At 54.3% G+C, this 24,294-nt stretch carries 29 protein-coding genes and 1 pseudogene; 16 read left to right on the plus strand and 14 right to left on the minus strand.

All coding sequences use genetic code 11. The annotated features are described in order from the left end of the window. Positions 1–4 precede the first annotated feature (4 nt). From EYQ49_09310 to EYQ49_09320, 3 genes are read right to left on the minus strand one after another with little or no spacing between them, the layout of a single operon-like run. Positions 5–493 (minus strand): DUF2017 family protein, encoded by a 489-nt coding sequence (locus EYQ49_09310; protein HIG26067.1) that lies wholly within the window; start codon positions 491–493, stop codon positions 5–7. Beyond that, entirely contained in the window at positions 493–795 is a 303-nt protein-coding gene (clpS, locus tag EYQ49_09315) for an ATP-dependent Clp protease adapter ClpS (GenBank protein HIG26068.1), read from the minus strand. Before clpS ends, EYQ49_09310 begins: the two co-directional genes overlap by 1 nt. Then, a complete protein-coding gene (locus EYQ49_09320) occupies positions 792–1,661 on the minus strand; it encodes a heme A synthase (protein ID HIG26069.1) in 870 nt (289 codons plus the stop codon). The genes clpS and EYQ49_09320 overlap by 4 nt, the downstream gene beginning before the upstream one ends. A gap of 59 nt (positions 1,662–1,720) precedes the next feature. On the opposite strand from EYQ49_09320, the gene EYQ49_09325 reads away from it, so the two are divergent. The 11 genes from EYQ49_09325 to serS all read left to right on the plus strand — a co-directional run bounded on the left by EYQ49_09325 (position 1,721) and on the right by serS (position 12,831). Further along, a complete protein-coding gene (locus tag EYQ49_09325; protein ID HIG26070.1) occupies positions 1,721–2,548 on the plus strand; it encodes an SDR family oxidoreductase in 828 nt (275 codons plus the stop codon). Positions 2,549–2,607: 59 nt separating this feature from the next. Beyond that, entirely contained in the window at positions 2,608–3,495 is an 888-nt protein-coding gene (locus EYQ49_09330) for a protoheme IX farnesyltransferase (GenBank protein ID HIG26071.1), read from the plus strand. A gap of 226 nt (positions 3,496–3,721) precedes the next feature. Further along, positions 3,722–5,227, plus strand: a complete 1,506-nt coding sequence (locus EYQ49_09335) for a hypothetical protein (GenBank protein HIG26072.1) — start codon at positions 3,722–3,724, stop codon at positions 5,225–5,227. Beyond that, a complete protein-coding gene (locus EYQ49_09340) occupies positions 5,227–5,808 on the plus strand; it encodes a hypothetical protein (protein ID HIG26073.1) in 582 nt (193 codons plus the stop codon). Before EYQ49_09335 ends, EYQ49_09340 begins: the two co-directional genes overlap by 1 nt. Before the next feature lie 9 nt (positions 5,809–5,817). Next, positions 5,818–6,603, plus strand: coding sequence for a hypothetical protein (locus EYQ49_09345; protein HIG26074.1), 786 nt, complete (start codon positions 5,818–5,820; stop codon positions 6,601–6,603). Positions 6,604–6,635: 32 nt separating this feature from the next. Next, a complete protein-coding gene (coxB, locus tag EYQ49_09350) occupies positions 6,636–7,796 on the plus strand; it encodes a cytochrome c oxidase subunit II (GenBank protein ID HIG26075.1) in 1,161 nt (386 codons plus the stop codon). Continuing rightward, positions 7,796–9,733, plus strand: a complete 1,938-nt coding sequence (gene ctaD / locus EYQ49_09355; protein HIG26076.1) for a cytochrome c oxidase subunit I — start codon at positions 7,796–7,798, stop codon at positions 9,731–9,733. The genes coxB and ctaD overlap by 1 nt, the downstream gene beginning before the upstream one ends. Further along, complete coding sequence (locus EYQ49_09360) at positions 9,678–10,325, plus strand: heme-copper oxidase subunit III (GenBank protein ID HIG26077.1); 648 nt, start codon at positions 9,678–9,680, stop codon at positions 10,323–10,325. The genes ctaD and EYQ49_09360 overlap by 56 nt, the downstream gene beginning before the upstream one ends. Before the next feature lie 10 nt (positions 10,326–10,335). Then, positions 10,336–10,662: a hypothetical protein gene (locus EYQ49_09365; protein ID HIG26078.1), complete on the plus strand. Its 327-nt coding sequence runs from the start codon at positions 10,336–10,338 to the stop codon at positions 10,660–10,662. Between the two features lie 45 nt (positions 10,663–10,707). Next, a complete protein-coding gene (locus EYQ49_09370) occupies positions 10,708–11,541 on the plus strand; it encodes a cytochrome c oxidase assembly protein (protein ID HIG26079.1) in 834 nt (277 codons plus the stop codon). A gap of 9 nt (positions 11,542–11,550) precedes the next feature. Next, positions 11,551–12,831, plus strand: a complete 1,281-nt coding sequence (serS, locus tag EYQ49_09375; GenBank protein ID HIG26080.1) for a serine--tRNA ligase — start codon at positions 11,551–11,553, stop codon at positions 12,829–12,831. Here serS and EYQ49_09380 read toward each other — a convergent pair. Further along, complete coding sequence (locus EYQ49_09380) at positions 12,821–13,147, minus strand: fluoride efflux transporter CrcB (GenBank protein ID HIG26081.1); 327 nt, start codon at positions 13,145–13,147, stop codon at positions 12,821–12,823. The two genes, serS and EYQ49_09380, sit on opposite strands and share 11 nt — an antisense overlap. Continuing rightward, positions 13,144–13,509, minus strand: coding sequence for a CrcB family protein (locus tag EYQ49_09385; protein HIG26082.1), 366 nt, complete (start codon positions 13,507–13,509; stop codon positions 13,144–13,146). The genes EYQ49_09380 and EYQ49_09385 overlap by 4 nt, the downstream gene beginning before the upstream one ends. 86 nt (positions 13,510–13,595) lie before the next feature. On the opposite strand from EYQ49_09385, the gene pdxH reads away from it, so the two are divergent. Further along, a complete protein-coding gene (pdxH, locus tag EYQ49_09390) occupies positions 13,596–14,249 on the plus strand; it encodes a pyridoxamine 5'-phosphate oxidase (GenBank protein ID HIG26083.1) in 654 nt (217 codons plus the stop codon). A 30-nt stretch (positions 14,250–14,279) separates the two neighbouring features. On the opposite strand, the gene EYQ49_09395 is transcribed toward pdxH, so the two are convergent. The 5 genes from EYQ49_09395 to EYQ49_09415 form a co-directional block, all read right to left on the minus strand. Then, the gene (locus EYQ49_09395; protein HIG26084.1) at positions 14,280–15,365 is read right to left on the minus strand and encodes a hypothetical protein; all 1,086 of its coding nucleotides are present in this window, start codon (positions 15,363–15,365) and stop codon (positions 14,280–14,282) included. Beyond that, positions 15,362–15,865, minus strand: a complete 504-nt coding sequence (locus EYQ49_09400; protein ID HIG26085.1) for a TlpA family protein disulfide reductase — start codon at positions 15,863–15,865, stop codon at positions 15,362–15,364. The genes EYQ49_09395 and EYQ49_09400 overlap by 4 nt, the downstream gene beginning before the upstream one ends. An 82-nt stretch (positions 15,866–15,947) precedes the next feature. Further along, positions 15,948–16,292, minus strand: a complete 345-nt coding sequence (locus tag EYQ49_09405; GenBank protein HIG26086.1) for a WhiB family transcriptional regulator — start codon at positions 16,290–16,292, stop codon at positions 15,948–15,950. A gap of 432 nt (positions 16,293–16,724) precedes the next feature. Next, on the minus strand, positions 16,725–17,828 hold the full coding sequence (locus EYQ49_09410; protein HIG26087.1) for an MBL fold metallo-hydrolase: 1,104 nt from the start codon (positions 17,826–17,828) through the stop codon (positions 16,725–16,727). Positions 17,829–17,870: 42 nt separating this feature from the next. After that, a complete protein-coding gene (locus tag EYQ49_09415; protein HIG26088.1) occupies positions 17,871–18,407 on the minus strand; it encodes an oligoribonuclease in 537 nt (178 codons plus the stop codon). A 38-nt stretch (positions 18,408–18,445) separates the two neighbouring features. Here EYQ49_09415 and EYQ49_09420 point away from each other — a divergent pair, with 38 nt between their 5' ends. After that, on the plus strand, positions 18,446–18,880 hold the full coding sequence (locus tag EYQ49_09420) for a dUTP diphosphatase (GenBank protein HIG26089.1): 435 nt from the start codon (positions 18,446–18,448) through the stop codon (positions 18,878–18,880). Between the two features lie 64 nt (positions 18,881–18,944). On the opposite strand, the gene EYQ49_09425 is transcribed toward EYQ49_09420, so the two are convergent. Then, on the minus strand, positions 18,945–19,226 hold the full coding sequence (locus tag EYQ49_09425; protein ID HIG26090.1) for a hypothetical protein: 282 nt from the start codon (positions 19,224–19,226) through the stop codon (positions 18,945–18,947). A gap of 46 nt (positions 19,227–19,272) precedes the next feature. On the opposite strand from EYQ49_09425, the gene EYQ49_09430 reads away from it, so the two are divergent. After that, positions 19,273–19,794, plus strand: a complete 522-nt coding sequence (locus EYQ49_09430) for a DUF4031 domain-containing protein (GenBank protein ID HIG26091.1) — start codon at positions 19,273–19,275, stop codon at positions 19,792–19,794. On the opposite strand, the gene EYQ49_09435 is transcribed toward EYQ49_09430, so the two are convergent. Together EYQ49_09435 and EYQ49_09440 are read right to left on the minus strand one after the other, a co-directional pair. Beyond that, on the minus strand, positions 19,791–20,291 hold the full coding sequence (locus EYQ49_09435) for a hypothetical protein (protein HIG26092.1): 501 nt from the start codon (positions 20,289–20,291) through the stop codon (positions 19,791–19,793). The two genes, EYQ49_09430 and EYQ49_09435, sit on opposite strands and share 4 nt — an antisense overlap. A gap of 8 nt (positions 20,292–20,299) precedes the next feature. After that, a pseudogene (locus EYQ49_09440) lies at positions 20,300–20,392 on the minus strand (RNA-binding protein). Between the two features lie 145 nt (positions 20,393–20,537). Between EYQ49_09440 and EYQ49_09445 the strand changes: the two are divergent. Together EYQ49_09445 and EYQ49_09450 are read left to right on the plus strand one after the other, a co-directional pair. After that, positions 20,538–21,809, plus strand: a complete 1,272-nt coding sequence (locus tag EYQ49_09445) for a glycoside hydrolase family 3 protein (GenBank protein ID HIG26093.1) — start codon at positions 20,538–20,540, stop codon at positions 21,807–21,809. A gap of 134 nt (positions 21,810–21,943) precedes the next feature. Beyond that, a complete protein-coding gene (locus tag EYQ49_09450) occupies positions 21,944–22,747 on the plus strand; it encodes a phytanoyl-CoA dioxygenase family protein (protein HIG26094.1) in 804 nt (267 codons plus the stop codon). A gap of 22 nt (positions 22,748–22,769) precedes the next feature. Here the strand turns inward: EYQ49_09450 and EYQ49_09455 are convergent, their stop codons facing one another. Further along, on the minus strand, positions 22,770–24,257 hold the full coding sequence (locus EYQ49_09455) for an aminotransferase class V-fold PLP-dependent enzyme (GenBank protein HIG26095.1): 1,488 nt from the start codon (positions 24,255–24,257) through the stop codon (positions 22,770–22,772). Positions 24,258–24,294: the final 37 nt, after the last annotated feature.

A 24,294-nucleotide genomic window follows, 5' to 3' on the forward strand; every position in this document is an offset into this window, starting at 1 on the left:
ACCGTCAAGGCGTTAACGGGTCGGGCAGGTAGTCGCTGGCCGCCGTAACGGCTTCGTCTAACAGCATGGCTAGCCACCATAAAAGCGACTGCATGGGGGCATCTTCAGCCTCCGGGTCAAACTCATCTTGTTCAGAAACATCAAGTCGAGTGCCTACTACCAATCGCAAACCACTCACCACGGTGATCCAAGCGTTTAACTGGTCAAGGCTAAGAGAAGGCTCCTGAGCAGTGGCCTCCACAACCTCTATGGCTTCGAGACGCCCCCGCAACAAATCGTCGTGAACCAACTGGCCGTACTCCACATTGTGTTCCGGGTGATCGGGGTAAGCGGTGGGATAAAGACGTTGCAAAGCAGCATCGTCTCCTTCGGAAAGCAACGAACGAAACTGCCCCGCCAAGTCAGCGATCAACAACCGGTCATGGTCATCAAGACAAATCTCAATTAAGCCTTGCCGAGGGCGGTTACGAAAAGCTTGGCGCTGCGAAAGCATTAAGCGTCCTCGTGTTGCATGGTGGCCCACAACCCATGCTCATGCAAGCGAAAAACATCTAACTCGGAGCGTTCTCTCGTGCCCGAAGAAACCACGGCACGCCCTTTGTCGTGAACATCGAGCATTAAAAGGTCAGCTTTTTCTTGGGAGTAACCAAAGAGTTTTTGAAAAACAAACGACACGTAGGACATCAAGTTGATGGGGTCGTTCCACACCAAAACAATCCACGGTTGGTCAGCAGCCACCTGACTGTCTTGGCCAATGCTGGGTTCTTCAACCTCAAGTGGGGCAGGAGTATTCATGAAGACCCGGCGGCGGTCAGCCAAATTTTTACCAGCGTGGCCCACAAAGCGGTCGCTCCCGCAATATGTAAACCAACCAAAATTTCTGGCACTCCCGTGAAATATTGCGTCCAACCAAGTGCGGCCTGGCCGACCACCACTAAACCCAGCAAACGAGCCCAAGGTTGCAGTGCCTTAGTTCCGGGATGAAGAAAAATCTGGGTACCGAAAAGAGTTACCAAAAGTAAAAAGATCACCACCACTGAACCATGTATGCGAGCAATCTCAGTAATGGCAAAAGGAAGACGCTCTATGGGGTCCTCACGGCTACCGGTATGAGGCCCCGAACCGGTAACTAGCGTTCCGGTAGCCAAAACAATTAGCGCCCAGCCAACTAAAACCGAACTTAAACGGCGAATAAATAGAGGTGCAGCTTTTTCCGGGTGGTCGCCTGCTTTGTGGTGCAACACCACGGCGTTCCAAATCAGCAGCATGGAAAGTCCAAAGTGCCCCAAGACCAGCCAAGGGTTCAAGTGGCTGAGCACCACGATCCCACCTAAAACAATTTGGCCCACCATGCCAGCCACCAACCCCCACGACCAACGCAGCAAGTCATTTCGGCGTGGTGTTCGCCGCACCGAACCCAGTACCGCCAAAATTACGGCCACCGAAACCAACCCAGTGATCAACCGGTTACCGAACTCTACCCACCCATGAATGCCAGATTCCGGAGCAAACTGGTCGTACTCGCAGGTAGGCCAATCGGGGCAACCCAGACCAGAACCGGTTAAACGAACCGCCCCACCGGTGACCACAATGGCTGCTAAAAAAAATAGCGCCCAACCAGTAATCCGGCGATACGTTGAAGGAGAAAGAGTGAGGGTCACCTCAATAGTCTACGGCCCGGTCAGGCACCGACCCTAAAGACTTCGTAGGATCCTCATTTATGGAACTAAAAAATAAAGTCACCGTCATTACCGGAGGGGCCAGCGGCATTGGTGCTGCTTTGGCTCAACGATTTCATGCGGAGGGGGCGCGAGCAATAGTGGTTGCAGACCGTGATGGTCAAGGCGCCGCTGAAGTAGCGGCCGCCGTAGGGGGTACCGGGGTGGCTTGTGACGTGGCCGACGAGTCAGCCATAAAAGCTTTAGTGGCCGACACGGTGGCCCACCACGGAGCTCTTGACCTTTTTGTCTCCAACGCCGGTTATGTAACGGTGGGCGGCCTCGAAGCCGACGATGCCGAGATGTTGCGTATGTTTGATGTCCACGTCATGGCCCATGTTTATGCCGCTCGCTACGCCATCCCCCACATGGTTGACCAGGGCGGCGGTTGGCTCTTGAATACTTCATCAGCGGCGGGGTTGCTTACTCAAATCGGGTCGCTGCACTATTCGGTGACCAAACACGCAGCCGTTGCTTTAGCTGAGTGGATCCAAATAACTTATGGCGACCGCGGCATTGGGGTCTCCGTGCTTTGTCCTCAAGCGGTAGAGACCAACATTATTGCCAATAGCCCAACCCCTCATTTGTTGGGCGATGACAACTCGTCAAATGCCGCAGCGGTAGACGGGGTACTCAGCGCAGAAGAATTGGCCAGCACGGTGATCGAAGCACTTGCTGACGAAAGGTTTCATGTGTTGCCCCACCATGACGTAGCCGAGTACACCCGACGTAAAGCAGATGATGTTGACCGGTGGTTAAGTGGTATGCAGCGTTTCCAAACCCGGTTGTTCCCCGAAGGCCCCACCCCGGCAGATTGGCTCTTGGGTTAAACACCGGAGAACTCTGGTTTCCGGTCATTCCCGCGGCCTCACCTTCTAGCCTGATGACGATGCCCACCACCACCCCCCTTTCTTTTCGCGCCAAAGTTGGCGGCTATGTGGCGTTGACCAAACCGCGCATTATTGAACTGCTTTTAATCACCACGGTGCCCACCATGTTTGTGGCTCAACAAGGGGTACCTCCGGTGTGGCTAATGGTGGCCACCGTTTTGGGTGGGGCCCTGGCCGCCGGTGGCGCCAACGCCATAAACATGGTGATTGATCAAGACATTGACAAATTAATGAAACGCACCAGCGGGCGTCCGTTGGTGACCGGGGTAATGACCGGCCGCAATGCCTTAATCTTTGCTTTGACTTTGGAAGCGCTGGCCTTTGTTTGGCTATGGGCTTTTGCCAACCTGTTGAGTGCGGTACTGGCTATTTCGGCCACCTTGTTTTACGTGTTTGTTTATTCTTTGTGGCTTAAACGCACCTCTACCCACAACATCGTTATTGGTGGAGCCGCTGGGTCGGTTCCGGTTTTGGTGGGTTGGGCCGCGGTGGCCAACTCGTTGAGTTGGGCCCCCATTGTTTTATTCTTGGTCATCTTCTATTGGACGCCTCCCCATTTTTGGGCCTTGGCCATTAAATATCGCGACGATTATTCGGCGGCTTCGGTGCCCATGCTTCCTTCGGTGCGTAGCTTAGAGGTCACCGCTAATCGCATAATCCGCTACACCATTATTCAAGTAGCGCTCACCGTGATTTTTGCTCCGGTAGCTGACATGGGATTGCTGTACCTGGTATCGGCCATCGTGTTGGGCGTTGTGTTTACCGCCTACACCTTTGTTGTGCGAAAAGAACTTACCGAGCGTTCCGCCATGCGGCTTTTTTCGTTCTCTATTACCTACATCACCTTACTTTTTGGGGCCATTACCCTCGATGTGGTGATCCGGTGAGAGAGAAATTAAAAAGACGATGCGCCGCCCGGCCTTGCCGGGCGCCTATGGTTTCTTCCAGCGGATCTGACCCAGTTCTGCATTGTTGACTCATGGCGGCTACCTATAAGTCAGAGCAAACAAGTGCATGAAGTGGAAATATTCCATCTAGTATCTAACGGTCTGAGCATGCTCAGACCTGAAAATGACGAGTTCTGTTTAGGCCTACCAGAGTGAAGAATTTTTAATGAGCGAAAATACCACGGTTATTGAACGAGCGGTAACCACCACCGACCCGACCTTGTTGTCGCGGTATTGGATTGGCGCTGCCGGACTTGGATTATTTCTTAGCATCGGGGTGGGCTTTTTAGCTGGACTCGAGCGCCTTGACTTGAGTACGGCCAGCATCTTTGATGGCGCTGACGTGATCTTTCAACTCTGGTCTGCTCATCGGGTGGGCTTGGTGCTGCTGGCTATTTTGCCTACCATCCTTGGTTTGGCTACCGCGGTAGTGCCTCGCCAAGTCGGCGCATCTTCTTTGGTTTTTCCCCGCATGGCCGCTGCTGGTTTTTGGGTATGGCTCTTTGGTGCGGCGATTACCGTGACCGGCTTTGCCGTTGATGGTGGCGTAGGTGCCCCTGGGGCCACCAGTCAAACTCAGGCAGTAGCTATCACCTTGGTAGGCCTAATGATGGTGATTCTGGGTATCGGGGCCACCACCATTTGCGTACTGACCACCGTGGTAACGGGCCGTTCTTCCGGTATGTCGCTGGGCGATGTGCCTGCCTTTAGTTGGTCAATGCTGGTAGCCGGCACCATGTGGATCCTTACTTTTCCCGTTTTAATGGGCAACTTATTGCTTATCTACGTTGATCTTCGTGGCCGCCCGGCGGTGCGCTTTGGTGGGGAAGAAACCATTTGGGAACAACTCTCATGGGCCTTTAGTAACCCGCAAATTTATCTTTGGGCCTTGCCGGTATTAGGCATAGTGGCCGACATCGTGCCGGTAGCGGTGAAAGCAAAACTGAACACCAACCGGATGTTCGGCGCCATGTGCTTGTTGGGTTTCGTGGGCTTTGGTGCTTATGCCCAAACATATTTTGACCTTGGCACCCCGGTACGCCAAGAAGCGTTTTCAGTAGTAGCTGCTTTTGTGGCCGTGTTGGCGGTGTTTATGGCTTGGGGTGCTTTGGCTGGCACCTTGCGCAGTGGGGTAAAAGAAGCGGAAAGCGCTACGGCAACCCCCTTGGTTTTAGCCATGTTGTCTTTGTTGTTTTTGTTGGTGGGCACAATAGTTGGTGCCTTAAACGCTGTTGAATCGTTTGCTTTGGCCGGCACCTCTGCCGTGGGCGCCCAAATGACCTTTACCTTGGCTGCCGTGGTAGTTGGTATAGCCGCCGGACTTGCTTGGTGGGGCGATTTGGTCGCTGGGCAAGCTACGCCACAACGCCCGCTGCTCATTACGGGGCTTCTCATTGCTTTGGGTCTTGGCCTGGTTGGTGTGGCGGACTTAATCAACGGCTTTAACGGTTTAAATGACTTCACCGGTGCGGTGCTGAGCGAAGCTGGAAACTCGGGTTCAGACGTAGATGCCTTGAACTTGATAGCGATAATTGGTTACGGATTGGCCTTAGCGGGTGCATTACATGGAGTGATTTCAGGTTGTCGTCATCTTCGCTCGAACGAACCTGCAGTGACCAACCCGTGGGGTGGAACAACCCTTGAGTGGTCCAACATCGAGGGGAGCGCCTGATGTCTACTCTTGCGCCGGTTGCACCGGCAAACCGTCCCCGCACCTTGATGGTGGGGACCATGTTCGCCACCTCGGCGGCGCTCATGTTCTTTGGTGGACTGTTCTCTCTCTACTTCTCGGTGCGTTCCGACACGCTGGCTTGGGGGTCTGAATGGTTTCCAGAGGGTGCGATCTCGCTGGTACCAGGCGGCATGAACATGGCCACCTTGGCGTTGTCCGCCGTCACCATGGCGTGGGCGGTTTATTCGATCATAAACAACGATCGCACTCACGCTTACTTGGCGATTTTGATTACCGGTCTCTTGGGTGTGGCGTTTATCAATCAAACAGTTTTTTACTTTACAGACATTGCCCTTCCGGTTGATTACAACCAGGCTGCGCTGCTCTTTTACGTTATTGCCGGTGCCCATATGGTGATGGTGGGCTTGGGTGTATTTTGGTTGGGGCTTTTGTTGCTCCGAACCTTAGGCGGCCAAGACACGGCGCAACATCATGATTTAGTATCTTCGGCGGCACTCTATTGGTACGCCGCGGTGGCTGTTTATTCGTTTATCTGGCTATTCATCTACATCGGTAAGTAGGGATTCATCATGCTCACCAAAGGAACTAAATTTTGGCTCGGCCTCTGTCTGGCGGCCATGGTTGCCGCTGCTTTTGCTGGCTATACCACCGGGGGCGACGAAACCGGCCCCCTTACTCTGGGCTGGAAGGGGGCCGTCGGTAACCATATTGTTTACGGCACCTTGATGATGATGTCAGCGGCTTCGGGGTTGCTGGCCATGTTTGCGTCGGCCTTTCGTGATGCGGATACCGACGCCGTTGCGCAACTACTTGATTCAGGCGAAGTCCCGGATGCACAAATAAACGTTGGCCCTTCACTGTGGCCGGTTTTAGGTGCCGCCGGTTTTGCCGTGATGATGCTTGGCCTAGTACTTCACCCAGCAGTATTTGTTGCGGGCCTGTTGATTGTGTCCGCTATGGCTATTGAGTGGACGATGACCAACTGGTCTGAAAAACTCACTGGTGATCCGGTACGTAACCGTGAGATGCGAGAAAACTTGTTGCGGCCTATTGAAATTCCTTTGCTGTCTTTAATGGGCATCGGGGTGTTGGTGCTCGCGGTTTCTCGAATTCTTCTTGCCTCTTCAGTAAATGGGGCCGTAGTGGTGGCCACGGTGATTGGCGTAGGAATTTTTGCGCTGGCTTTTTTCATCAGCGCTCGCCCGGCTATACCGCGGGGCGTTTTACAAAGCATCTTGGCTTTGGGGTTTGTGGCAATAATCGTGGGCGGCATTGTTGCTGCTGCTAACGGAGAACGCGAGTTTCACCAAAAGGGTGGAACTTCAGATGATGCTCATGTGGAGACGGACCATTGATTTTTCAGCGATTGCGCTCATGGCGAGGCCTTTTGGGTCTGGCAACTTTATTGACGGTTACCGGGTGTGCCGCCGATGCCGAGCTCGACACTATGAACCCTCAGGGCCCGTTGGCTCAAGAGATCGACAACCTTTTACAGCCAGTGCTCATCTTGGCTTACGTAATTTTTGCTATGGTTTTAGGGGTCACGTTGGTTATCTGGTGGAAGTTCCGCGATAACCACGAAGATGAAGAGTTTCCGACACAAATTCACGGAAACACTAAACTTGAGTTGCTATGGACAGCAGTTCCAACCATTATTTTGGCGGTTCTTGCGGTCTTTACTTTGATTGTTTTGGCCAGCCTTAACGACCGTGAAGATAACGCAATCTCCATTCAAGTTGATGGCGAAACAGTTACTTGGGAGCCTGAAGTTGTGGTAGTTGGCCAACAATGGTGGTGGGAGTTCCGCTACTACTTGCATGGCCTCGATGGGGTTGACCTCAGCGATGCCCGAAACTTGCCTCCCGCAGACATCGTTACCTCAAGCCAGATGATCATCCCCATCGGTCAAGAAATTGAACTTTCAGCTACCAGTCGAGATGTCATCCACAGTTTCTGGATTCCCGCCCTCAACGGTAAACGCGATGTGGCGCCCGGCCGAGTGCACCCATGGAAACTTGAAGCCGACAACCCGGGGGTTTACTTTGGGCAATGCACCGAATTCTGTGGCCTTTCTCACTCCCGCATGCAGATGCAGGTGGTGGCCATGACCCCAGAAGATTTTCAAGTTTGGATCACTGAGCAACTTGCTAACCCTGCTGAACCAACAGATGAAGCTGCTTTGCGAGGGCAAGCGGTGTTTGAAAGCCAGTGCACCCGTTGTCACGTGGTCAACAGCATTAACGGGGAGACCAGCACGGGGGCCGACCTTGTTTCTAATGCGGCACCAAACTTGACGCATTTTATGAGCCGCACCACCTACGCCGGTGGCATTTTCAACCTTTACGAGCCTGACGGCAGCCTGGACCGCACCCAACTTGAAGCATGGTTACGTAATGCCCCGGCAGAAAAACCTGCGTACGCCGAGGGCCGCCGCGGTATGCCGGCCATGGGTTTAAGCGAAGACGAAATTGACGATTTGGTGGCGTATCTGACCACCCTAGGTAACTCACCTAGATTAAGCATTATCGAAGCCACGGAGGTCGAATAATGACCGACACTATTGTTGAGACAAACCGCCCCATAGGCGTCTATACCCGGCCGAAAGGTGGCGGGGGTTGGCGTGACTGGGTTACCACGGTTGACCATAAAAAAATCGGCATCCTTTATGGGGCCACTGCTTTAGTTTTCTTTGTCATCGGGGGCTGCGAAGCGCTGCTTATCCGTTTGCAACTCGCTACCCCCAACGGCACCATTTTGGGTGCGGATACCTACAACCAGGTGTTCACCATGCACGGGGTGACCATGATCTTCTTGGCCGCTATGCCGCTGGCTGCTGCCTTTGGTAACTATTTGATTCCGTTACAAATCGGTGCTCGAGATGTGGCCTTCCCTCGGTTGAATGCCTTGAGTTTTTGGGTGTTTTTAGCGGGAGCCATTTTCCTTAACTTGTCTTGGGTATTAGGTGGCGCTCCCGATGGCGGTTGGTTTGGGTATGCCCCCAACAGCGGCATTATCTACTCACCAAGCGTGGGTATGGACTTCTACGCCATTGGCCTGCAAATCACCGGTATCGCTTCGTTGGTGTCGGCCATTAACTTGACCGTGACCATTTTGAACATGCGGGCCCCCGGGATGACCCTTTTCAAAATGCCGGTCTTTACCTGGATGATGTTGGTGGTGCAGTTGCTGCTGGTCTTCGCTATGCCGGTTATCGCCGTGGCGTTGTTCTTGCTGATCTTTAGCCGCCAATTCGGGGCGAACTTCTTTAACACCGAGATGGGTGCCGACCCACTGCTTTGGCAGCATCTCTTTTGGATCTTTGGGCACCCTGAGGTTTACATTCTGATTCTGCCTTCTTTCGGCATTATCTCGGAGGTCATCCCGACCTTTAGCCGCAAGCCCATCTTTGGTTACGAGTTCATGGTGTTTTCAGGTATCGCTATTGGTTTCATGGGTTGGGGCGTGTGGGCGCACCACATGTTCGCTTCCGGTATCGGCCCACTCTCTGTAGCGGCCTTCTCTTTGTCCACCATGTTCATTGCGGTGCCCACCGGGGTAAAGATTTTGAACTGGTTGGCCACCATGTGGGGCGGTAAAATTAAATTCACTGCACCCATGTTGTTTGCCGTTGGCGTTATCAGCATGTTCACCATTGGTGGGCTTTCTGGAGTAACTCACGCTATGTCCCCATCGGACACCCAACAAACCGATACCTACTACATCGTGGCTCACTTCCACTACGTCATCTTCGGTGGGATTATCTTTGGTTTGTTCTCCGGCTTCTATTTCTGGTGGCCAAAAGTATTTGGCCACATGCTCAACGAAACCATGGGCAAGGTCAACTTCTGGGTCATGCTGGTTGGTTTCAACATGACTTTCGGTCCGATGCACACTTTGGGCTTGCAAGGCATGTCTCGCCGCATCGATACCTATAGCCCCGGCTTTGGCTTTGAACTGTGGAACAAGGTGGCTTCAATTGGCTCGTTCATTATCGCTGCCAGTGTGCTGATTTTTGTCATCAACGTGATTGTCTCAGCGGTTAAAGCAAAGGGCCAACCACATTGCGGACCTGACCCATGGGACGCCCGTAGCCTTGAGTGGTTAACCCCGAACCCCACGCCGGAACACAACTTTGATGAAGTTCCTGTTGTGGAAAGCTTGGATGAATTCTGGCACCGCAAGTACGGTACCGACGAAGACGGTCGCATCGTGCGGGTAGCTACTGCGGAAGAAGTTTGTCAAGACGGTTCAGCTACCGGCGTGCACCTTCCTTCCCCTTCTTATTGGCCGCTGGTATTTTCCGCCGGACTGCCTTTGGTGGGGTTGGGTCTTATTTTCAGCCTTTGGCTGACCATCCCGGGTGGCATCATGATGGTGGGTTCGCTCTTCGCCTGGGTGTTCGAACCGGTTGACGATCCCGACGGTCCACATGGCCATCACGACGATTCTGAAGAAACCGCTACTGAGGAGGCCCCCGTTGTCTGAGGCAGCCACTACCGAACACCCCACCAACACGGGGATTAGCCACAACAAGTTGGCTATGTGGGTCTTCTTGGGCTCTGAATGCTTGCTCTTTGGTGCTCTTATCTCTACTTATTTGTTGTACCGCAACGAGTTTCATACTGGCCCAGCGCCCGGCGATATTTTTGACATTCCCTTCACCTCGGTGAGTTCATTCGTATTGTTAATGAGCTCGCTGACCATGGTGCTGGCTTTGTCGGCCTTAAAGCGCGGCGATATTCGCAATAACCGCTTGTGGTTGTTGACCACTGCTCTACTGGGCGCTTTGTTTGTCGGCGGCCAGGTTTACGAGTTCACCTCTTTTGTGCGTGAAGGCTTGGGTTTCACCACCAGCCCCTTCTCGTCGGCTTTCTTTACCTTGACCGGTTTCCATGGGATACACGTCAGTTTGGGCATCGTTATGTTGATGTCACTGCTGATTTCGTCGCTCCGAGGAAACTTGAAAGAAAAGAATTCCGAAACGGTAGAGATCGTTGGTCTTTACTGGCACTTTGTTGACGTGGTGTGGATCTTTATCTTCACCGTTATTTATCTGGTTCCGAACCCCACCAGTTGATCGGAAAATTATGAGCACTTCAGAAACAGCAGTGGCTACCGAGGTAGCCCACGACGATCACGATCACCCATCAGACGCTAAGTACATTCAGATTGCGTTGTTGCTGGGGATAATTACCGCCGCTGAGGTGGCTACGTATTTCGTGGATATTGGGGTAGCGCTTATCCCGGTATTGATGGTCATGATGGTGGTGAAGTTCTTCTACGTCGCCTCTTGGTTCATGCATCTGCGTTTTGATAGCCCGTTGTTTACCAAGTTTTTTGTGGCTGGCCTTATTTTGGCCACTTCGGTGTACCTGGTATTTTTGACGATCTTTGAGTTTTGGTCGAAGGGCTAACGTGCCTTTTGCCCCGGCCTTCGGTGAAGGCAGGGAGGACTCTTTATGTTGAATCTTTTGGCGGTGGCCGACGACCCTTGGCGCTGGGAGCCGCACCCTGAGGTCTGGTTTTTAGTAGGGGCCATCATTATGTTGGGGGTGTGGTCTACTCGTATTGGGCCCCGGGTGCTTCCGCTTGGTACCCCGGTGGCTACCACCAAACAAAAGTGGTCTTTTGTAACGGCGACTTTGCTGCTCTATGCGGTGGCGGATTGGCCGATTCACGACATTGCTGAGGAGCACCTTTACTTGGTGCACATGATCCAGCACATGGTGATTACCTTGATCGCACCGCCGTTGTTTCTTTTAGCGATGCCGGTGTGGCTGGCTCGATTAATTATTTTGGATGGTGGCTGGGGTTCCCGCCTGATTCGTAAACTTAGCCACCCGGTGGCGGCGGCGGTTATTTTTAATGCGCTGGCTGCTATCACGCACTGGAGTGGCATGGTGCAGTGGTCGTTTGATAGCGGCATGTTCCACTATTTCTTACATTTGGTGCTTTTTGTTTCGGCTTTACTGATGTGGTTGCCGGTGGTTTCGCCGCTTCAAGAGCTTCGGCTTTCTCCTCCCGGGCAGATGCTTTATCTGTTCTTGAACTCGGTGATACCTACCATTCCGGCCGCCTGGCTGACGTTTGCTGAAGGCACGGTGTACAAGCACTACGACAATGGTTATGAACTTTGGGGTATTTCGGTGGTCAGCGATCAGCAAGCTGCGGGGGTCATTATGAAAATTATTGGCGGTTTCTACCTGTGGGGAATTATTTTGGTCAAGTTTTATCGGTATACGGCCAGCATTCGCGATGATGAACAGCGACTCCGGCCGGCTGCGGGACGCTAGGTTCTTACTGTGATTGACATAAAAGCCTTACGAGCCGACCCCGAGGGGGTCATTGCTGCCATAGGTCGTCGTGGCGGTGACCGAGATGCTCTAGACCAAGTGGTGTCTCTGGATGCTCAACAGCGGGTGTTGGCTGCGCAACGAGATGATGTGCGTAGCGAGATTAAGGTACTTTCCCAGCAAGTGGGGGCGTTGCATCGCGACGGTAAAGCTGATGAGGCGGGGGAACTTCAAGAACAAAGCCGGCAGTTGGGCGCTACAGAAGAGTCTTTGGCGACCGAGGCAGATGAGTTAGCGGTGCAGGTACGGGAGTTGCTGCTGGGTATTCCGAATGTTCCGGCCGATGAATGCCCCGACGGTGCGGGCGAGCAAGACAACGTCATTATGCGTTACGAAAATTTTGATGCCGAGGCTTACGGTGAGCATCAGCGAGTTCCTCACTGGGAAATTGGCGAAGAGCTTGGTTTGTTAGATGTAGAGCGAGGCACCAAACTTTCTGGCTCCATGTTTGTTATGTACACCGGGTGGGGAGCCACCTTGTGTCGGGCGTTGATCCAATACGGGTTGGACCGTAACGCTGATGCTTATAAAGAAATGCGCCCACCGACTCTGGTAAAAACCGAGACCATGGTGTCCACTGGCCATTTGCCGAAGTTTGCTGACGATGCTTACCATTTAGAGCGTGATGATTTGTGGGCTATCCCTACCGCTGAGGTGCCGTTGACTTCGCTGGCTCGTGATGAGGTTTTGAACGAAGCCGATCTGCCTATGAAACTTATGGCCCATACTTCGTGTTTTCGCCGCGAGGCTGGTTCAGCGGGGCGTGATACTCGGGGCTTGTTGCGGGTTCATGAGTTCGACAAGGTTGAGTTGCTGGCTTACGCCACGCCTGAGCAGGCGCCCGCGGTGCATGCCGATATTTTGGCTCGGGTTGAATCAGCCATGACCGATTTAGGCTTGGCTTATCGGGTGTTGGATCTCTGCACCGGCGATATTGGGGCTTCGGCGGCCCGAACTTTTGATGTTGAGGTTTACGCTCCGGGGGCCGATCAGTGGCTTGAGGTTTCTTCGATCTCGTGGTTTAGTGATTATCAGGCTCGTCGGGCCAACGTGCGTTACCGGCCAGAAAACCAAAAAGGCACAGCGATAGTGAATACCTTGAATGGTTCGGGGTTAGCGGTGCCGCGGGTCTGGGCGGCCGTAGTTGAAACCTGGCGCCAACCAGATGGGACCATTGCGGTACCGGAGCCTTTGCAGCCTTACTTGCGGGGCGCCACGGTTATTGGCTGAGGGTTAACCCGAGGTAGGCGGCTGAAACTCCTAAAGCAAGAGTGGCGGCAAGGTACAGAAGCGCTTTACTTTTGCCGTTTTGTTCGTAAGTTTGGGTGGCTTCAGCGGCCAATGTTGAAAAAGTAGTGAAGGCCCCGAGGGCACCTATCCCAATAATGGTGGCTCCGGCGTCTATCCAATCGCTGGTTAAGGCCAGTAAAAAAGCGCCGAGGACATTAGCGAAGACGGTGCCTTTAAGACCTTGCTGGCTGAGTAACCAACGTAAGACGGCTCCGCTGGCCGCCAGTAACAAGAACAGCAAGAAAGTAAAAATCATGCGAGTTGCTTACCGATTTTGCGGCCCAGCAGGAAGGCCACTAGCCCGCCAATTATCGAAAAAGCCAGCAAACTCCAAGCCTCGTCAAAGAGCCTCTCCTGAAACAACCCAGCGGTGTCTACGGCAAAGGTAGAAAAAGTGGTGAGCCCGCCACAGAAGCCCACACCCAGCAAAAGCCGAGGTTGTTCTGTTATCCCGCGGCCCAGCAAAAGGCCCAACAAGGCGCAGCCAGCCATGTTGATGAAAAGAACAGTGAGGGGCAGGTTTTCCCAGAGCCCGGGCCCTTGGGTGACAATGGCCCACCGGGTGGCGGCTCCGGTGGCCCCACCGAGGGCTACGAGAATGGCAGGAAATAAACGCATCTCTCCTACCTTAGGGGTTCTTTATGGGTAAGCAGAGTGAGTGCGACCAGTGGGCAGCAGCGCAGACCCGTAGATAGCCTTGGGCTATGGACTTGAGTGAAGTACGCGAAACCTACGAGGATCGGGGTTTAGACGTGGCCGAGGTGGCGGCCAGCCCGATTGAGCAGTTTCAGCGCTGGTATCAAGAGGTTTCTGACGCTGGTTATTGGGAGCCCAATGCCATGACCTTGTCTACGGTGACCCGGGAGGGTTGGCCAGCGGCTCGTGTGGTGTTGTTAAAAAAAGTAGATGAACAAGGGTTTGTTTTTTTCACCAACTTACGCAGCGACAAAGCCAGCCAACTTGTGGCTGTGCCGCAAGCAGCGTTGACATTTTCTTGGGTGGAGTTGCGTCGCCAAGTGCGGGTAATGGGGGCCGCTGATCCGTTGTCTTCTGATGAGGCAGATGCGTATTGGGCTACGCGTCCGCGGGGCAGCCAATTGGGGGCCTGGGCTTCGGACCAAAGCACGGTGGTTGCCGACCGAGAAGAACTTGACCAGCGTTTTGGTGCCGAGATGGTGCGGTGGCGCGATGAAGATATTGAACGGCCCGCCCACTGGGGCGGTTTTCGCGTGGAGCCTCGCCTCATTGAGTTTTGGCAGGGCCGCCCCGACCGGTTGCACGATCGGTTGCGATATAGGCGTCAAGACCAAGAAGAAGGTCAAGGCCAAGATTGGGTTATCGAGCGTTTGGCACCCTAGCCCGGGAAGATTTTTGAGGTGTCGGTGAAACTAACGCCGTTTTTTTAGGAAACTAAAAATCACCAGCAGTGTCCCAAGGCTGAGCAGAATTTCTAACGGGGTGGCGCCGCGCCACGGGTCGTTGACCCAGTTGGCCATACGAGCAGGCCAAGAAATAATTAGGCGGGCTACCGGAAAAATGATTAACTCGCCCCGCTGGTACAGCCCTTCAGCCAGTAACCAACTGGCCACGGTAAACCAGGTGGCGGTTTTTCGGAGTGAGGCGGTGAGTGCTGGGCGCATCCCCCAAACCAGCAAGGTAAGCACGATGAGCCAAAGGGCGAGCCCTACTTGGGTGCCACCCGTTTGGGTGGTCCACACGGTGAGGTGCACTTGCAAGGTGGTAACGGCATCCACAATGGGGTTTGATGCGGTGGTGGGGTCGTTGAGGATGCGAATTTCGTAGATGCCGTAAATAATGAGGTAAGCGCCGCCGGCCACCAGTGAGCCGGCCCCGATGCGATCCATGTAGGGCAAGAGGCGCCGTAGGTTGCGTACCAACCCGCCACGGGCCATGGCTAATGACAGGGTGAGCGCAGTTATTACGGCGGCCATACCCGCGGCGAAGGCCAGGTAGGTGATGAGCCCCTCGATTACCCCATCTCGCCCAAAACTTCCGGCTACTTGTAAAAGAAAAATAGGAGCGGCACAACCAATGGAAACAACAGCGTAAGACATGCCGAAACCCAGAACGGAGAAAAATTCGCTACTTCCCGGGCCTCGGCTAGGCCGCAAAAAGGGGATCTTTATCTGTTTTCCAGAAAGCAAAGCCAAGCCGTAGGGGACAAACAACACGCCCATCAGCACAGTTATCCAAGGGGTTTTTTGAGCGACTGCTTCTTCACTGGTGAGGTAAGTAACGGCGAGGCCTAATCCACCGAAAACCAGAACAAACCCACTGGCCATGGTCAGGCTGACCATGAAGGCTCGCCATATTTGTTCAGGGCGGGCATCTTGGTCGGCCGCATCGTTGCCCATGAAGTAGCCCAACCAGGTGGGCAACATGGCAAACCCGCAGGGGTTCACGGCGGTTACTAAACCCAAAGTGAAGGGCAAGGCCAGACTTATATCAATCATGAAAGAAGTTCCTCCACCTTGGTAACCAAGTCAGGTGCGGCAGTTCTTCCCATATGCACATCAATTAGTGTGCCGTCCGCTGAAATGAAGGCGGTAGCGGGCAAGCCAACTGCGCCAAAGGTAAGAAGAAAATCGCCGTCGGGGTCGGCCCCCAAAAGATAAGTGATACCGAGCTGGTCAATCCGTTCGGCGGCTCGTGCCGGTGAGTCACTTATATTTATGCCGACAAAGCGAACCTCGTCTTTATAAGTTTGGTGAGTTTTTTCAAAATCTGGCATTTCTTCTAAACAGGGAGCACACCAAGTGGCCCAAAGGTTAATCACCAAAGGTCGCCCGTCTTCAGCCAGCAGGTCATCCAAAGTTGTGGTGGAGCCATCGAGTAAAACAAATGACTGAGTGAGGTGCTCAGAGGCGTCCGTTGGGTCGCTGCTACTACATCCGGCCAGCAAAAAACTGGCGGCCAGGAAGGCCAGTAGCCAAAAATGGGGTGGGCGACGCATAAGGCAAGTTACCCGCCTTGGGGGGCAACAGGCTGCGGTTCGTTAAAACGTCACCGCAGCCCGTTGCCGCTGCTCTACTCGGTTAGGCCGAGCGGAGTTCTGAAAGAAGGTGCAGGGGAATAGGCACCTCCGGAAGTTGTTCTTCGGGGCGCGGCACTTTTGAGGGCCGGCCGCGCCGTCGTTTGTTGGCCAACATTTTTCCGTTACGGAACAATTGCCCACCCCAAACCCCCCACGGTTCGTTGCGGGTTAACGCTGCTTCGAGGCAGGCGACCATAGTCGGGCAGTCGGCACAGATGCGTTTGGCTTGGGCAATGTCGCCCAGGTGGTCAGAGAAGAACACGCCGGTGGGTACACCCAGACGGGCGCAAGCGGCGTCGTTGCGCCACAACTCTGGTTCGAAGGTAATGGTGGTGAGGGTTTCCATAATGGTGTTGTCTCTTTCTTTGGGTAGTGAGTTTTCTTTGGGGCGGGTCTAAAGGGGCTGGTAAAAATCAGAAAGGCCGCCGGATGAATCCGGCGGCCTCGAGGAATTAAGTTGTTTTTAGCGTGCTAGCTAAAAACTCCTCGAGGGCGCTGGTGAGCAGTCCAGAACATAAAAGTGTTCTTGGAGGCCCATGGCTTGGGTGAATAGGTAGTTTCGGTCAGACGCGACACGAGAACCGACCGGCCAGCCACAGGGCTGTAATGGTGGTGATGATTCGTGTTCACGGAAATTTTGCCTATTCGTTGAGTTTGGTATTGATGCTAAGTATTTGTTCCACTTAAGGATAAGCGGGAACTACTACCAGTGACTACTCAACACCATAAAGTAGTTGTTTGTCAAATGATTAAAGGATCTAATCCTCGGTAACGAGCATTAAGCCACGTTGTAAGTTTTGAGGCCCTGTTCTTCATCTTGAGTAGCGTCACCCAAAATTCTTAAGTGTTCAAGGTGGGCGTAAGTTTCGCTAGCTGCCATGTCGCCCCATGAGCGTTCTTTAAAGAGGTGCTGCATATAAACCTCAACGGGGGCTTGCCCTAAGTCGGCTCCGGCTTCACGCAGGTGGTCTAACCGCTCGTTGTGGTGGTCGATAATGCTGTCGGCTCGGCCGGCCAAATCAAGAAAGGGGTGCCCATGGGCGGGGAGTACTTGGCTGATGTTAGGAAATTCGTGCATGCGTTCCAGAGAGCGAAAAAACACGGCCAGCGGATCATCCATAGCGGTAATCCCGCCGATATGCGGGGTGATGGTGGGCAGTACGTGGTCGCCCGACAAAAACAGACCATCGTTGGGGTCGTAGAGGCAAAGGTGATCATGGGTGTGGCCCGGAGTATGGATAGCCAACCACGTGCGGCCGCCGATGGTGATCTCGTCGCTGTCGTTAAGAGAAACTGAAGTTTCTGGGGGCTGGAAAATTTTGGTGCCGATTCCTTCGGCTACCGCTCCCCAGGTGCGGATGTGTTCTGCCGAAGGGGGTTCTCGGTCGGTACCCCAGGGGTTGGAAAAGCGCATGGAATCACGAAACTTTTCGATGTCTTCATCGTCGGCGAGGTCAAGTGATGCGGTGCTCAGATCATCAAAAAATTCGCTGGCTCGGCTTGGGGCGTAAGAGGAATAAAAATCGCTGTGGGTAATTACGGCGATTTCGTGGTCGGCTTGCAAACGGTGCACGCCGCCGTAATGGTCGGGGTGGCTATGGGTAACCAGTGCCGTGTGCACATTTTTTATGCTGGCATCAAGTTGGCTGAGGCGTTGTTGTAGGGCCGCCCAAGATTCTTCTCCGGGCAGGCCGGGGTCGACCAAGGTAAACCCGTTGGCGTCTTCTAAGGCATAACAATTTACATGGCCCAGGCCGGGCATAGAAATAGGTAATTGCAGGCGGTAAACGCCGGCTGCCACTTCAGTTATGTCGCTTTGGGCGGGTTCTTGTTCTTGCCGAGTCGGCTTGGTGGCGATGGGCTCACCGTGCGCATGATTCACAGAGGACACCTTAGAGGTATTGCGGCTTCAACAACGAAGCGGCTAGCGGGGATTTATCAGGTGCTTGCGGTAGTAACGCAACTCGTAAAGCGATTCTTGGATGTCGTCGAGTGCTCGGTGGCCGCCTGCTTTGGCGGGAGCGTTGGCCATTATTTCTGGGTACCAGCGCCGGGCGAGTTCTTTAATGGTGGATACATCAACCGAGCGGTAATGCAAAAAGTTTTCAATCTCCGGAAGACCAGCGAGAAGGAACCGCCGGTCGGTGCCGATGGAGTTTCCACAAAGCGGCACGGTGCCTGCATCGGGGATGTGTTCTTTAAGAAAAGCCAAGGTTTGCGCTCCGGCTTCTTCAAGGGAGAGGGTGGCATTTTCTATTTCTGGCAGCAATCCAGATTTGGTGTGCATGTTGCGTACGAAGTCATCCATGAGCGCTAAGGCTTCGGGCGGTTGATGGACTACTAAATCGGGGCCTTCGGCGATGATCTCTAAATCGTCGTCGGTAATGAGGGTGGCGATCTCCACAATGACGTCGCTGGTGGGGTCAAGCCCCGTCATCTCAAGATCCATCCATGCCAACATCCGTCTCAGCCTACGGGCCGTCTATGCTCACCGTTGTGATGGACATCCCAATTAAACGACTTGACCCAGATTTAGCTCTTCCGGCTTATGCCAAAGAAGGAGACGCCGGCGCCGACTTGGTGGCCCGTGAAAACGTGACCCTGGCTCCTGGTGGTGGCCGTGCTTTGGTGGCGACTGGGGCGGCTATTGCGATTCCTGAGGGATATGCCGGTTTTGTACAGCCGCGTAGTGGCTTGGCTTTAAAGCATGGGGTGACTTGTTTGAATACTCCGGGCCTTATTGATTCGGGGTATCGCGGCGAGTTAAAAGTTTTGTTGGTCAACACCGACCCGTCCACCCCTTTTGAGGTAGTGCGAGGGGAACGTATTGCTCAGTTGGTTATTCAGCGAGTGGAGGCGGCTCATTTTGTAGAGGTCGACGAATTGGATGATTCATCGCGAGGCGAGGGCGGTTTCGGCTCAACGGGTCAATAACCGGAGCTGATTTTCAGAAGTATTCTAGATCCAGATTTTAGATTCTAGATTTTCGAGATATGGGTTAACTGGGCCGATCGGCGCAGAGTTTTTTTGTTTGTTTTCCCGTTTGTAAAGTTATTGCTACCTGTTGGTCGGTGATCAAAAAGTCAACGGATATATCGGCGTTTCCTTGAGCAAGATCTTCGGTGGCTTTTTGTAGATTGGCACTGAGGTCGCCGAGATCGCTGGGGCTTATGCGGTGGATGCGCAGCAGAGTAGTTAAGGCCATGCGTGGTAAGTGGGCGAAAATCAGAGAAGGCGGCACTTTTAAAGTGACGATATTTTCGGCATCCACAAGGGTCATGGCTTAAGTGTGGCATCTCTGGGGCCCCAGCGGGCAACATAGAGGGGTGACGATTCTTGTAGATGCAGCAATCTGGCCTTGGCGGGGACGTTATTGGGCTCATTTGGTGAGCGACGAAAGCTACGAGGAACTCCATGTCTTTACCGAGCGCCTGGGTTTACGCCGCATGGGCTTTCAAGGCGACCACTATGACGTGTCGGCAGACCACAGAGAAAAAGCTTTAGCCCTTGGAGCACAGGCTTGCCCAGGCCGTGATTTGGTGCGGCGCCTTCGGGCGGCGGGGCTACGTTTGGGCCCGGCTGAGCGACCGGGAAGATGGGAGCCGGTACTAGGTGTTGAGATGCCAAGCGCTGAGGTATCAGGTGCTGAGCAAGAGTTGGTGAGCGAGTTGTTGAACTGCTTGAGCACCGAGGGCCCGATGAAAGTAGAATCTTTTTCGCGTCGAGGAGAGTTCGCCCTGGTGGTGGAGTGTCCGCAAGGTATGGATCTCAACCGGTCTTTGCCTCAAGGAGTTCTCTACCGTTTTACCGACGCCGGCCGGCGGGTTGAGTTGTTGTCGGAAATTTAACCAGAAACGGCGGGGCAGCCTGCGGAGAGCACCTCGGCCCAGGGTAAGCGTCCTGACCAGAGCCGGACGATGGTGTCGCCGTCGCTGACAAACATGACGCGGAACTCTTTGTCGCTTTCGTCTTGAGGAACGTAGGCCAAAAGGTTGCCGGACCCATCAGGAAGCGGCGTGGTGACAATGCGTTCGCCAAACATTTCGTTAATGCGTACTTCGGTGTTGCCGAGGCCGGCCCCTGATCGGGTGGTGAGGTCGGGAGTGTCAATGTCTATGCGCTCCACCGTGCCGTCGGTGATCCAAAAAGTAATGCCCTCGGGGCCATTATCGGGCGTGGCTTGGTAGCACACGTCGTTGATGGGGGTTATGGGAGTAAACCGGGTGCCGGCTGCTCGTTGGGCTTGATAGGCGGTTTGGCCAAAAAGTACTTGGTCGAGGCCGACGGTGCTCAGCGAAGAAGAATCGGTCAAGGTGGGCGAACCGAGGTCTTCAACAGGAGGCAAGGTTTCTAAGGTGGCCGGGTCAAAGGTGGTGGTGGTCGTGGTGGTACTGGTGGTGGTGCTCGTGGTTGTGGTACTGGTGGTGGTTATGGTGGCCGGGGTTTCATCGGTTTCAAAAACAACGCAGGCCCCAAAGAACACCACAATGAGGACTAAAATAAAAGCCATGATGGCTACGCCTGCGTTTTGCATATTCTCTAGCGTAGGGCATTTTGCGTTTAGCCGCAGGTCGCTGCTTTTAGTCCGCTGATGTGCTGCACTGCAGGGATGCGAAAGTTAGCGGTGGTACTTATTTGGGTGCTGATGGTTTCGGGTTGCGGCAGTGAACAAGTTGAAACCTTTGCTGCACCAACAACTACCTCTCAGGCTTCGGAGCCGTCGCTGGCCTCAAATACCACCCAAGACTCAGTGCCTCCTTTGCCAACGGTTACGGCCGCCCCAACAACGGCTTCAACCACGGGCCCTCCGGCAACGACCACCGAGGGGGCTCCGCTTACTTTTGCCGAGTGCGTGGCGAAACTTCCGTTGACGATACGCACGGGCCAAGTGCTGTTGGTGCTCGTTGATCAACCTGGTTTGACAGAAATGGCTGCCCTTGCTCGAGAGGGTTTGCTGGGCGGCGTAGTGCTCTTAGGTGACCCTGATGCCGGGCTAACGGAGGCCCTTGGTGGGTTACAGAGCCAGGCTCTGGTAGGGCCGTTGGTTATTGCCGTTGATGAAGAGGGCGGGGTGGTGCAGCGGTTAGAGAATCTGTTGGGTTTTATGGTTTCTGCGCAACAGCAGGCCACTGGTACCCCGGAAGAGGCCCGTGCTTTGGCCCAGCAGCGGGCCGAAGCCTTGGCTGCGTTGGGGTTCACCATGAACTTGGCTCCAGTTATTGATGTGGGGGGCGGCCCGGGGATTGGCTCACGGGCTTTTTCTGACGACCCAGCGGTGGTGGCTGAATACGGACTGGCGGTGGCTTCGGGAATCGCCGCCGGTGGTTTGGTGCCGGTGTTTAAACATTTTCCTGGGCACGGCAACGCCGATGCGGATAGCCACCAATCGTTGCCAGTAACACCGATCTTGGAAGAAATGCGGGTTAAGGATTTACTTCCTTGGCAGGGGATGCCTTATCAGATTTTTGGCGCTACCGGAGCAGCGGTCATGGTGGCCCATTTGGATGTTCCGGGGTTGACCTATGGCCAACCGGCCAGTTTGTCAGCGGAGGCAATCACTGGTTTGTTGCGAGGAGAGCTCGGTTTTGATGGGGTGGTTGTCGCCGATTATCTGGGCATGGGGGCGGTGACATCGTTGACTGATCAACCCACGGCGGCTGTGTGGTCGCTGATTGCCGGAACAGATTTGCTCATTGTGGGCGACGATGAGTCGGCGGCTGCTTCGGCAGGCATGGCGCGGTCGGTGACGTTGGCTATTGAAACGGCACTCGACGAGGGCAGCCTTTCGGTCACCCGCCTTAACGAGGCAGTTGCCCGGTCCTTTGCCTTACGTCAAATCGACCCCTGCAGGCTGGCTCTTTAACTGGCACGCTGGCCGCGAGAAGGTACAGGTGGCAACTATTACGCTCCTTCTTCGTTGGCCAAGGCCAGAGTTTTGGTTGATAGGTATGAGGCAAACCCATTGTGTTGTAAGCATCTTTGTGTTAGGAAACGCGCGTGGTTAGCCGATTTGTTAAATCGCTTTATGAGGAGCAGGGATTCTTTTCGCCGTTGCAAGTGGTTTCTCCTCAGGAGGCACAACAGGCAAGAAAAGAACTCGAATGCGCTGAAGAGATTCTGGGGCCGCTGCATTACCAAGACAAAATCCACACGGTCCTTACCTCAGCGTGGAAACTGGCAACCCACCCCACGTTGCTCGATGCTGTTGAAGAAGTACTGGGCTCCGATGTCCTTCTCTACAACGTGACTTACATTGTTAAAGAACCTGGCTCCCTGGCTCACGTGGCTTGGCATCAGGACCTCACCTATTGGGGGCTGAGTTCTGATGCGCAAGTATCGGCTTGGTTGGCGCTCTCCCCGGCCACCCAAGACAGTGGGTGCATGACCATGGTGCCAGGCAGCCATCACCAAGGCAAGGTTGAGCACCAATTGGTAGATGATGAAACCAACGTGTTGTACAACGGGCAACACGTGTCTGGGGTAGGTGAAGATGCTGCGGTGCTCTGCCCGTTAGCCCTCGGCGAAGCTTCGTTGCATCACGGCTGGACGTTGCATGCTTCTCGCCCGAATATCAGCAACGACCGTCGCATCGGGTTGAACATGCAGTTTATTTCTCCCGAGGTGTACCAAACTTTACACGGTAAGGATTCAGCCATTTTGGTTCGAGGAGTTGATCGTTTTAACCATTTTGGGAAAGACGAGCCAGCCAGTGTTGATCTTGACCCTCAAGCAATAAAAACTCAAGCCCAGAAACAAGCCGTTGTCAAAGGTGCATATTTAACAGCGCGAGAGCAAGAATAAGCCTCGCAAGATTCGTGGGGGTTTAAGCCTTTGCTTGTTCCCATGCTTGTTGGGCGTGGTAAGCGAGACGACCGAGCGTGGCCTCAACATCGGTGGGGGTTACTGCGGGGTTCATGATGAGCAAGCGAAAAGTGTTGAGCCCATTTACCGGCTGGTAGCCCAGTAGGGCATCGCCGGCTTGTTGCATGCGGGCTTTGATGGCCGGGGCAAGTTGATGGAGTTGCTTTTGGTTTTCTGGTTTCAGGCTGCCCAGGTCAAAGGGCCGAAGTTCGGGCGGGACCCAAACAAACACCACGTTGGTGAACCCGGTGTCGGCCACGGCGGCTAAGGCCCCCTGGGATTCTTTGATGATGGAGCGAGCGTGGTCGGCCATGGCTACGGCGTGGTCTATGCGGGCGGTAAACCCGTGGTCGCCGTGGGCTTTCCAAGCCAACCAGAGTTTCAGGGCGTCAACCCGGCGAGCGCATTGAAAGGTTCGGTCGCCAGAGTCGTAGTCGCCAAAAAGTTTGTCGGGTTGGAAGAGGTAGTCGGCGTTGGTGGAAAAACAAGCGCTGAGTTGTTCGGGGCGACGCACTAAAAGCACGGTGCATTGTTGGGTCATGCCCATCATTTTGTGCAGGTTCCAGACCATGGAATCGGCTCGCTCCACCCCGGCCAAGCGATGCCGTTGCTGTGGTGAAAAAAGCGCTGACCCTCCGTAGCAACCATCGACATGGAGCCAAATGTTGTGTTCGTGGCAAAGGTCGGCGAGGGGCTCTAGCGGGTCAAAGGCGGCGGTCACCGTGGTGCCGGCGGTGGCGATAACGGCTAGTGGGGAACGAGGCGTATTTTCAATGGCCGCGGCCAGCGCTTCGGGCAACATGGCTCCCTCGGTATCGGTGGCTACCTTGATGACCGCATTTGTCCCCAGGCCCAGCAACACCGCAGATTTTTCGGCGGCGTAATGCCCGGACTCAGAAACAAAGATAGCCAAGGGTTCGGTTGAGGCCCCGGCCGTGGTGAGGTCGGGTTGCTGCCGGTGTCGGGCTAGTTGCAAAGCGTAGAGGGTGGCCAGGGAGCCTCCGGGGCAGAACAACCCCGGGGGAATATCACTTTTTGTTGGGAAGCCAGCCAACCCGGCCAACTTGTTTAAGAGTGCCGCTTCCATCAGAGTAAAAACCGGGGCCGCTTCGAAGGTGGCGTTGGTGGTGTTGAGGGCTGCGCCGAGCCAATCGCCGGCTACGGCAAGGGGGTCGGGGCCAGCAAAGTTTTGGTTAAAGAATCTTGGGTGACTGGTGTGCACCGACCATTCCACCACTTGTTGAGCAGCGGCCAGCACTTGGTCAACCGAGTGAGCGGGGGCATGGTCGGCAAAATCTAAGCCGACGGTGGTTGAGAAACTGGCAACCAGGTCTTCAGGCGAGGCCCAGTTAACTACTGGGTCGTCGTTGTGTCGGGGGTTAGCGAGCACTTCGCGAGCTAAGTCAGCAAGAGCACAAAAGAGTTGCTCATCGTTGAGTTGGTCGGACATTCCCCCATATTGGCAGATGTAGCCCCAAAGAAAAAAT

It is taken from the genome of Acidimicrobiia bacterium (assembly GCA_012959995.1).
GTDB lineage: Bacteria > Actinomycetota > Acidimicrobiia > Acidimicrobiales > MedAcidi-G1 > MedAcidi-G2B.